This is a genomic window from Dyadobacter bucti (assembly GCF_005869225.1).
Taxonomy (GTDB): domain Bacteria; phylum Bacteroidota; class Bacteroidia; order Cytophagales; family Spirosomataceae; genus Dyadobacter; species Dyadobacter bucti.
The window spans coordinates 466155-475452 of the sequence record NZ_SWFP01000007.1; the positions used below are offsets into that span (position 1 = coordinate 466155).

At 47.8% G+C, this 9298-nt stretch carries 7 protein-coding genes; 3 read left to right on the forward strand and 4 right to left on the reverse strand.

The genetic code is table 11. The features are described 5' to 3' along the window. Positions 1 to 6: 6 nt before the first annotated feature. Complete coding sequence (locus FBF61_RS23930) at positions 7 to 1293, reverse strand: aminotransferase class V-fold PLP-dependent enzyme (RefSeq protein WP_138482064.1); 1287 nt, start codon at positions 1291 to 1293, stop codon at positions 7 to 9. Positions 1294 to 1329: 36 nt separating this feature from the next. Next, positions 1330 to 2853: a sulfatase gene (locus tag FBF61_RS23935; RefSeq protein ID WP_166444602.1), complete on the reverse strand. Its 1524-nt coding sequence runs from the start codon at positions 2851 to 2853 to the stop codon at positions 1330 to 1332. A gap of 978 nt (positions 2854 to 3831) precedes the next feature. On the opposite strand from FBF61_RS23935, the gene FBF61_RS23940 reads away from it, so the two are divergent. From FBF61_RS23940 to FBF61_RS23950, 3 genes are all read left to right on the forward strand, one after another. Further along, complete coding sequence (locus tag FBF61_RS23940; RefSeq protein ID WP_138482066.1) at positions 3832 to 4362, forward strand: gluconate 2-dehydrogenase subunit 3 family protein; 531 nt, start codon at positions 3832 to 3834, stop codon at positions 4360 to 4362. A 52-nt stretch (positions 4363 to 4414) separates the two neighbouring features. Then, entirely contained in the window at positions 4415 to 6139 is a 1725-nt protein-coding gene (locus FBF61_RS23945) for a GMC oxidoreductase (protein ID WP_138482068.1), read from the forward strand. Positions 6140 to 6226: 87 nt separating this feature from the next. Continuing rightward, positions 6227 to 7363, forward strand: coding sequence for an MFS transporter (locus FBF61_RS23950; protein ID WP_138482070.1), 1137 nt, complete (start codon positions 6227 to 6229; stop codon positions 7361 to 7363). A 21-nt stretch (positions 7364 to 7384) separates the two neighbouring features. On the opposite strand, the gene FBF61_RS23955 is transcribed toward FBF61_RS23950, so the two are convergent. Further along, positions 7385 to 8518, reverse strand: a complete 1134-nt coding sequence (locus FBF61_RS23955; RefSeq protein ID WP_138482072.1) for a BamA/TamA family outer membrane protein — start codon at positions 8516 to 8518, stop codon at positions 7385 to 7387. Positions 8519 to 8625: 107 nt separating this feature from the next. Then, entirely contained in the window at positions 8626 to 9087 is a 462-nt protein-coding gene (gene tnpA, locus FBF61_RS23960) for an IS200/IS605 family transposase (RefSeq protein WP_138482074.1), read from the reverse strand. Positions 9088 to 9298: the final 211 nt, after the last annotated feature.

The following is a 9298-nucleotide window of genomic DNA, read 5'->3' on the forward strand; positions in this document are numbered from 1 at the left end:
GTCCGGTCAGGAGACTTTTGATGCCGTCTGCAGTTCTTCCCGGATTCTTTTCGCTACGATCTTGTCTTCCCCCGGCTGCAGCATCCAGGCAGTAACCCGGATCAGATTGCCCCCTTTCAATGTTTCGGCCACCGCTGGGTCCACGGAATCGGAACCGGCCTGGTAATGGTACAAAGGCAAACCTGAGAAACCAGCTTCAATAGACGGGTTCCCGAAACGCAGCCTGTCACGCATTTCCCGGCCGGTCAGTTTTACGATGTTGTCGTCCCAGTTGATCGTCAGCGTGGGCGTAATATTCCCCAGTTCGGGCACGGTCACTTTGGTCGTAATTCCTTTGATGTCCTTTACTGCGTTTTCAATCCGTGCAATACTGGCTTCCCATCCTTTCCATTCCCTATCATGATCACCGGACACGAATTTTTCCAAAGCGACATACATTCCCAGAATTTCTTCCTTATTTACTTTATGCCCGCGTGCCACCGTAAAACCACGCGGCGGGGAGTTCAGCCTTGCAGCCTCGATCAGGTTTTTTCTCCCCATCAATATCCCGGCGCTCTGAGGCCCGCGCATCGCTTTTCCGCCTGAGATAAATACCAGATCAAAACCCATTTCATTGAATTTCCAGAGATTTGAAACCGGGGGCACGTCGGCGGCAATGTCGATAGACGTAGGAATATTGTGTTTTTTGCCCAAAGCCAACCATTCTTCATGCGTGATCTTCCCTGCATTGGCCTGGATATTCAGGAAATGAAGCATGGCCGTTTTTTCGTTGATCGCCTTTTCCACATCCTCGATCGTTTCCACTTCCACCACCGTGCAGCCCGTATTCAAAAAAGCATGGTTGTATCTTTCATTATGGGATTTCTGGCATATTACTTCCGATTTCATTCCTGTTCCCGCCAGATGCGGCAGCTGTTCCACCTTGTTGACATCGAGCCCGGTCAACACGCCGGCAAGTCCGAGCGTCATGGCGGAAAATGCGCCGCAGGTGACCATAGCAGCCTCTGAACGAACCAGTCTGGCAATCTTTTCCCCTACCTTATCCTGCACTTCATCGATCATGCAGAAATGCCGCGAAGTACTTTCAATCGTTTCCACCACCTCGTCCTGCATAATACAGCCCGACATATAAGTGAGCGTTCCGGCTGCATTGATAAAGGAGCGGATACCCAATTCCTGAATAATATCCCTTTTCTTTCGGGCTGGTGAAGATATGGCGCCGGCCTGGCTTATGGGCAAAGCACCGATCAGGGGCAATGTAGAAAGGCCTTTTAAGAGTTTTCTGCGTTTCATGGGTTCAGGTTTATAAAAGCCCAATTTACGCAGTAATTATTTACGCGCCACCTCATCGGGCCAGACCACTGCCTTGCCGGTATTTTTGAAAACCGGCCACTGTACGTCCCATTTTTTCAACTGAGCAGTAAAGAGACCCGCCAACTCCTTTACTTTCCCCGGATTTTGGGCAGCCAGATCATGCAATTCCCCAATGTCATCTTTCAGGTTATACAATTCCAGCTTTTGTTTGCGGTAATCGTAAATCAATTTCCAGTCGCCTTTTCTGAAAGCACTCGCATAATGGATATTGGGGCCTTCGGCAGGGATCCAGCGGTTAGGATGGTGCCACACGAGCGCTCGGTTATCGTCTTTCAGTGCTGGATTTTTGAATAAAGGCAAAAAGCTTTTTCCGTCGACCTGCTGTACCAGTTTCGGGTTTTTCACCCCGGCGATATCAAGGATGGTCGGGAAAAAATCTTCAATGATCACATATTGGTCCGTAACACTTCCAGGCTTGATCACCCCCGGCCAGCGAGCCAGCATCGGCTCCCGGATACCACCTTCATATACAGAACCTTTGCCTGCTTTGAGCGGCAGATTGTGCGTCCAGGCCTGGCCGCCGCGTGCAGGCGTAGTGCTCAGCCCGCCATTGTCCGACATAAACAGGATCACGGTATTGTCGGCAATTTTATTTTTATCCAAAAAACCCAGTACATCCCCCAGGCTTTTGTCCATCCCCTCGACCAGGGAGGCATATTTGGCCTCCGTACTATCCAACCCTGCTTTCAGGTATTTATCGATAAAACGTTGGTCGGCATCCAGCGGGATATGGATCGCGTAATGTGCGAGATATAAAAAAAACGGCTGTTTGGCCTTCACAGGTTTTTCAAGAGCGGCGAGCGCCTCAGTCGTGATGGCGTCGGTCAGGAAAACATCTGTACCATGGTATTTTCCGAGACCCTGCACCGCATTGCGGTTGGGTTTGCCGTTCACACGCTTGTCATAATTATTCTTGCCAAGATAACTCGCCGGATGCCCGATTTCATTTCCCGCTATATTCACCTGAAACCCTACATTTTCAGGATCCGAGCCTGGCGTCCCGGCCGATCCGAAATGTGCCTTGCCGCTATGGACCGTATAGTAACCATGCTGGCTCAAAACAGCCGGCAAAGCAGTGCCGTGAAATGTATGCTCCACGCCTGCCACCGGGCTGAAACCATTGATATTCCAGTCGACCGGATTGAGATCGGCATCGGGATGGTCGGTGTTTTTATTCCTGTCCGGGGAAGTCCAGTGGGTAACACGGTGGTGGGCGGCATTCACGCCGGTGATGAGGCTTACCCTCGACGGTGTACAAACTGGCATCGCGTAAGCATTGGTAAACTTCAGACCTTCTTTCGCCAGGCGCTCCATATTCGGTGTATGGTACCGCTTGTTGAAATCGGTCACCTTATCCCAGAAAGGAACAGACGTATCCTGCCAGCCCATGTCATCCACGAAAAAGACGATGATATTCGGCGAAGATTTTTCTGATTGTCCGTAAGAATACACTCCCCACGCCAGCAGTAAAGCCAGCATGGGGAGCGCTTTGTATTTGTTTGTAACCATCATTTTATTTTAGATTGGGGTTCCGGTCGATTTCGCTTTGCGGTAAAGGGAAAAGAACCTGGTAATCGAATGCTACTTTTCGTCCCGCCCGGGCAAGGTCTATAAATTCCCCATGTCTTATCAAATCCTGCAGGCAAAGTTCTTCCGGGAAAAACGCCCATCCTCTTTCTTTTAATATAAGCGCTCAACAGCTCTTTGGATACAAAATCGCACGTTTTCAGAAAGGTAACCCCAGCTATTGCCCTCACCTGGTTGATCAGTTTGATCGCTTCCTAGCCGTCAGTTCATCCGCAACGAATTTGACAAATTCTTCCTTGTCAGCCCGGGAAGGCCTGTCTTCGCTGTCGCTCACGCTACTGTACGAGCCCCGGATCGTGATCGTAACACCGCCAACGTCCAATAATTTGTATATAATTAAATTTCAAATAAAAGAGCAAACCTATGATCTAGCAATTTGGTAGACAAATGAAGTAACTTTTTGCAACTGGCAATACTGCGTATAACATTTGGATCTGGGAGATCAAATCAATAACCAGTCGGTTAATTTAATTGGCGGAGCTATTTTGGACAAAAAAATATCTTCCATGAAGATCATGGAAGATATCTGCATTATTTACTCAACGTTCCTCTATTACTTAACCTTAAAACTCTTACATTCAAATCGACTAAACCTGAATGTGTGAACAAGCTTCGGCTCATAATAATGATCAAATATGTGCACAATAAAATTTTCAACAACAATGTAATGAGCCTCCGGCGCCTTCGGGTGAACGTTCGGAAAAATCAGGGGAAAAACACCCCCTCAAAACTGCACGTTGAAGTAAAATATGAGGGAGCCGGGAAAGTAGTTTTCCTTAGGCTTATTCTTGTTTGGTATCAGTTATTCACATATATTATGCCGCTTTAAATGAGGCGCTGCAGTTAGCAATTATTCTTAATTCTATAAAAATGAACCGTAGAGAAGCTGTTCAAAAGATTACCTTCCTGATGGGAGGGGTCATTTCAGCCCCGTTGATGGCCGGCATCATGGGTGAACGATTAAATTTCGGGGCGTCCGTTCCGGTATCCCCCGAACAGGAGGCGCTGTTAGCCGAAGTCGCAGATGTGATTATCCCCACTACCACTACACCCGGCGCGAAAGCAGCTGGTGCAGAGAAATTTATCACCAGGGTGATGCGCGATTGCTATGAGGCAGCCGACCAGGAGAAATTCTATACGGGACTGGCCAGAGTAAACAGCCTTGGAAAAGAATTGTACGGCAAGGATTTCGCTGCCTTGGACGCTTCCCAGAAAAAAGAAGTGGTTACCAAAACTACCACTGCCGACAAACCATTCTTTCTTCAGATGAAAGGACTGACCGTCACGGCCTATTTCACTTCTGAAATCGGGGCTACACAGGCACTCGATTACCTGCCGATCCCGGGTCGTTTTGAAGGTTCATGGCCTATGCCGAAAGGACAGAAATCCTGGGCATTATAACTAATTCATTATGCAAAATAATGACCTACCCTGACTAAAAAACTCTTGTATAATGGCGAATTTGAATATTGATGCAATTAAAGAAGTAACCTACGATGCCATAGTGATCGGTTCCGGTGTATCGGGCGGATGGGCAGCAAAGGAACTGACTGAAAAGGGCCTGAAAGTGCTGATGCTTGAAAAAGGTAAAAACCTGGAACATGTTACCGGATATGAAAATGCTTTAAAGGCACCCTGGGAGTCTCAGTACAACGGCCGCCTGACGGTTAAACAAAAAGAAACACATCCTTTCCTCTCCCGCGACTATCCTTACAATGAAATGTCGGAGAAATACTGGATGAACGATATGGATTCCCCCTACGAAGAAAAGAAGCGGTTTGACTGGTTCAGGCCGAATATCGTCGGAGGAAAGTCGATCATGTGGGGACGGCAGTCGTACCGGCTCAGCGACATTGACTTTGAAGCAAACCTGAAAGACGGTATTGCAGTCGACTGGCCTATCCGGTACAAAGATATTGCACCCTGGTATTCTTATGTTGAAAAACATGTTGGTATTTCGGGTGAAAAACTGGGACTTCCGCAGCTTCCCGACAGCGATTTCCTGCCCCCGATGGAAATGTATTTCGTGGAAAAAGAAGTTAGAAAACGCCTTGAAAAAGAATTTCCAGGCAGAACCATGACCATAGGCCGGGTAGCAAACCTTTCTCAACCGACGAAAATCCAGCTCGAAGGTGGACGTTCTCCATGCCAGTACAGGAACCGGTGCGCACTTGGGTGTCCCTACGGTGCGTATTTCAGTACACAATCCAGTACACTTCCACCTGCGGTAAAAACTGGACTGTTAACATTACGGCCTGATTCCGTTGTGCGGGAGATCATGTATGACGGCAAAAAATCAGGGACCGGGCGTGCTACCGGTGTGCGCGTTGTGGACTCTGTTACTTTGCAGGAGAAAGAATATTTCGCAAACCTGATTTTTGTGTGCGCAAGCGCGCTGGGATCCACAGCGGTTCTTTTGAACTCAACTTCCGACCGCTTTCCAAACGGGATGGGAAATGATTCGGGTGAACTTGGCCATAACCTGATGGACCACCATTTCCGTACAGGTGCGAGCGGCGTCTGGGAAGGGGATCTTGACAAATACTATTTTGGCCGTCGTGCAAACGGAATTTATGTGCCCCGCTACCGGAATATCGGCTCCGACAAACGGGACTACATCCGCGGGTTTGGTTACCAGGGCGGGGGCGGTCGCCAGGGATGGCAGCGGAATATTGCCGAGCTTGCTTTCGGAGCGGATTTTAAGGAAGAACTGACCACGCCCGGAAACTGGACCATGGGTTTTGGCGGGTTTGGCGAAACACTGCCTTACCACGAAAACTACATGTATCTCAATAAAGACAAAAGGGACAAATTTGGCATGCCGACAGTCGTTTTTGATGCTGACCTCCGCGAGAATGAGAAAAAGATGAGGAAGGATATGGCGAACGACGCAGCGGAAATGCTCGAAAAATCTGGCATCAAAAATGTAAAAACTTACGACAACGGATCATATCTTGGAATGGCCATCCATGAAATGGGTACTGCCAGGATGGGACGCGATCCCAAAACTTCGGTTTTGAACGGTAACAACCAGCTTCACGCTGTTAAAAATGTGTTTGTGACCGACGGAGCAGCCATGACTTCTGCATCTTGCGTAAACCCGTCCCTTACTTACATGGCACTTACAGCACGTGCAGTTGACTTTGCTGTGAAGGAATCTAAAAAGAAAAATATCTGATTTTAGAATAATTTGTCATTAATTGCCTGCTCCCGCTCAAAACGGGGCAGGCAATTTTTTTACCAAGTATCTACAACACTTCCCTATATGCCCGAAAAGTCAAAAACGGATGCAGCACGAAGAGCTACTTTACTCATTTTTCTGGTTTGTGGGATCGGGCTTTCCAGTTGGGCACCCATGGTACCCTTTGCCAAAATCGCCCTGGGGCTGAACGACGCTGATCTGGGCATCGTACTCCTCTCTCTCGGGGCCGGCGCAATCCTGACTATGCCCTTTTCCGGTGTGCTGATTAACAAGTACGGAAGCCGGAAAGTGGCACTGGTGTCCGCATTGATAGTGGCGCTGTTCCTGCCATTACTGTTACTTGCTAAATCTTCTTTTATACTAGCTGCGACCCTTTTCGTTTTCGGTTCCGGAGTCGGTTCCATTGATGTTTCCATGAATGCGCAGGCCGTCCTGGTTCAGGAACGGTTCGGAAAGCACATTATGTCCTCTTTTCATGGCATGTTCAGCCTGGGCGGATTGCTGGGCTCTATAGGTCTGGGTTTTCTGATCAAAGCCGGGCTGTCTCCTGCTGTCGCGGCTGTGAGTATTTCCGTCTTACTTGTTTTGATCAGTGTTACGCAGTTCAAACATCTGCTCCCGCATTCAGAAGAGCATAAAATTGAAAGCGGCACTTTAGTTTTACCCAAAGGCCCGGTACTGGTACTCGGGATGATGTGCTTCATTGTGTTCCTGGCCGAAGGCTCACTGCTGGATTGGAGTGCGGTTTTTCTTCAATTTTCAAGAAACTTTGACCCATCCCTGTCTGGCGTCGGTTATGCCGCTTTTTCTGTGGCGATGGCCGTTATGCGGCTCACCGGCGACGGCATCATTCACCGCCTTGGATCTGCAAAAGTGGTGTTATACGGATCCTTGCTGGCAGCAGCAGGATTTCTGATCGCAGTACTCGCACCGTGGGCTGCTGCGGCGATTATCGGATTTGTATTGGTGGGATTGGGCGCAGCTAATGTAGTACCGGTATTTTTTACTGCGGCTGGACGAATCCCCCATGTGCCGCCTTCCGTTGCCTTGCCGGCCGTTACGACCCTGGGCTATGCAGGCCAGCTCGCAGGACCGGCTATGATAGGCTTTATTGCCGAAGTTACTTCTTTACCGGTGGCTCTGGGTTTTGTCGGCGGACTACTTTTTGTGGTAGCGTTTACCTACCGACACCGGGACTAGGTGTTTTGAACACATTTCACATCAAAAGGCTTCGCCGGTAAACAAATAGAAACCGGGGCCCTCTTTGGTGAAACCTACGTCCAGTCTCAGGTAGATATCTTTTTTGGGGAAAAGCAGATAACGCAATCCCACTCCGCCGGAGGGCCGTATGTGTTTAACGGTAAAGGCAGATATTTTGGGCGCGACTACCGCACTGCTTACAAAAGCTACGGCTCCAAACCTTTTCGCAAAACTAAAAGGCAGCCAGCGATGCTCGACCTGGGCCGCAATCATATTGTTATCACGGTATCTGCCTGAATAGAAGCCGCGCATGATCATTTCGCCGCCCATGAGCGCAAGTTGGTTGAAAGGGATGTCGCCGGAATAAAAATTCCCTATTACCTGCCACGCCAGTACATTTCTGGTCCTGATAGGATGGTAGGAGCGTAAATCGACGTTAATACCATGAAAATTGTATTCGCTCGCAAGATTGGGGTGGTATTTTAAAAATGATATTTCTCCAAAAAAACCTTTCCTGACATTCAAAACATTGTGGCGATTGTCATACACCAGGGCGGCACCTAACCCCAGATTTGTAGTTCCGTCTGTGCCGATCGGTTTGTCGTACGTGTGATTATCGGGTTGATTGAAATGCGTATTGTACAATTGCTGGTAATCTACTTCCGGGCCAACGAAGAGGTTTGGCCTGATTTTCCTCAAAACCCGCTGCCGCAGCAAAAGATAGTTGGCATCAATCAGTGCTGGATCTTTTCCGGGTGTTTCGGGCCCGATTCCGTAGTATAAAAGTGGAAATCTCTGAAATCTCGTTCTGCCCAGGATAAACCAGTTATCCTTATCTCCGTAAATCGCATTGTCCAGCCAGATCCCGTACTGCGCTTCCAGGGTAACAAACGTGAACGCCTGCACCTCACTTAACCGGTTCAAAGTATCATTTTTAGCCTGAAAAAGAAACAAAGAAGACAAGCCAAACTCAAAACTAGTCTCCGGAGAATAAGCCAATGTCGGATATACCCTGAAACTGGATTTCCCTGGGGCTGTCGTGTCTGAAATAGTCTTTTGCACAAACCGCTTAAACCACCCATCCTGTGCCGCAACAGGCAGGTAAGAAACGAGAAGAATGATTGCAAGTAACCGGAGGATTTTGCCGAAATTCAATTTTGTTCGATTTGATTGAGTAGTACAGGCTGTATATAAAAAATTGAGCCAGTAGTACCCTAACGAACTGCTTACCCTGTTTTATCCAAACATCAGGCCATTAATTCTTATTCCGGATCGAAAAAGATGTATTTCTCATTATAGTCAACATCGTATTCTTTCAATATCCCGGTGTATTCATCCCTGAATGTTTTGGTTCGGTGGTGCTCCTTTTGGTTATGAATGTATTTGACCACACGGTCCATATGCGACGTACTATTGGAAAACGCTCCATAGCCTTCCTGCCATCTGAATTTATCTTTTGTAAAGCCATTTTTATTGACAAATTCAGAACTATCCCCTTTCACAAGACGCATTAATTCTGAAACAGATTGTAAAGGATTGTATCCCACCAGCATATGTAAATGATCGGGCACTGAGTTAATGGCCAGCAATTTATGTCCATTTTTCTGAACGACGCCTGTAATGTACTTATGGAGATGAACCTCCCAGTCCGGGTGGATCACGGCCGCACGATATTTCACCGCGAATATGAAGTGGATGTAAAGTTGTGTGTAAGTATTGGGCATAAGATGTACGTTTTTGGATGGATTATAATCTTCCACCATTAGACGCAAAACCTCGTAAAAAGTAACATAGAGCACGTAGCAATGGGTTGAGGTGGCTCAGAAAAGCGGCACACATTTTTGCACATCATGATGCGAAATGGGAGTTCACAAAGGGATCAAGACCCGAAGGAGTTATGACGCTGATTTTAAGCAGGAAGTAACCAGAATGTTG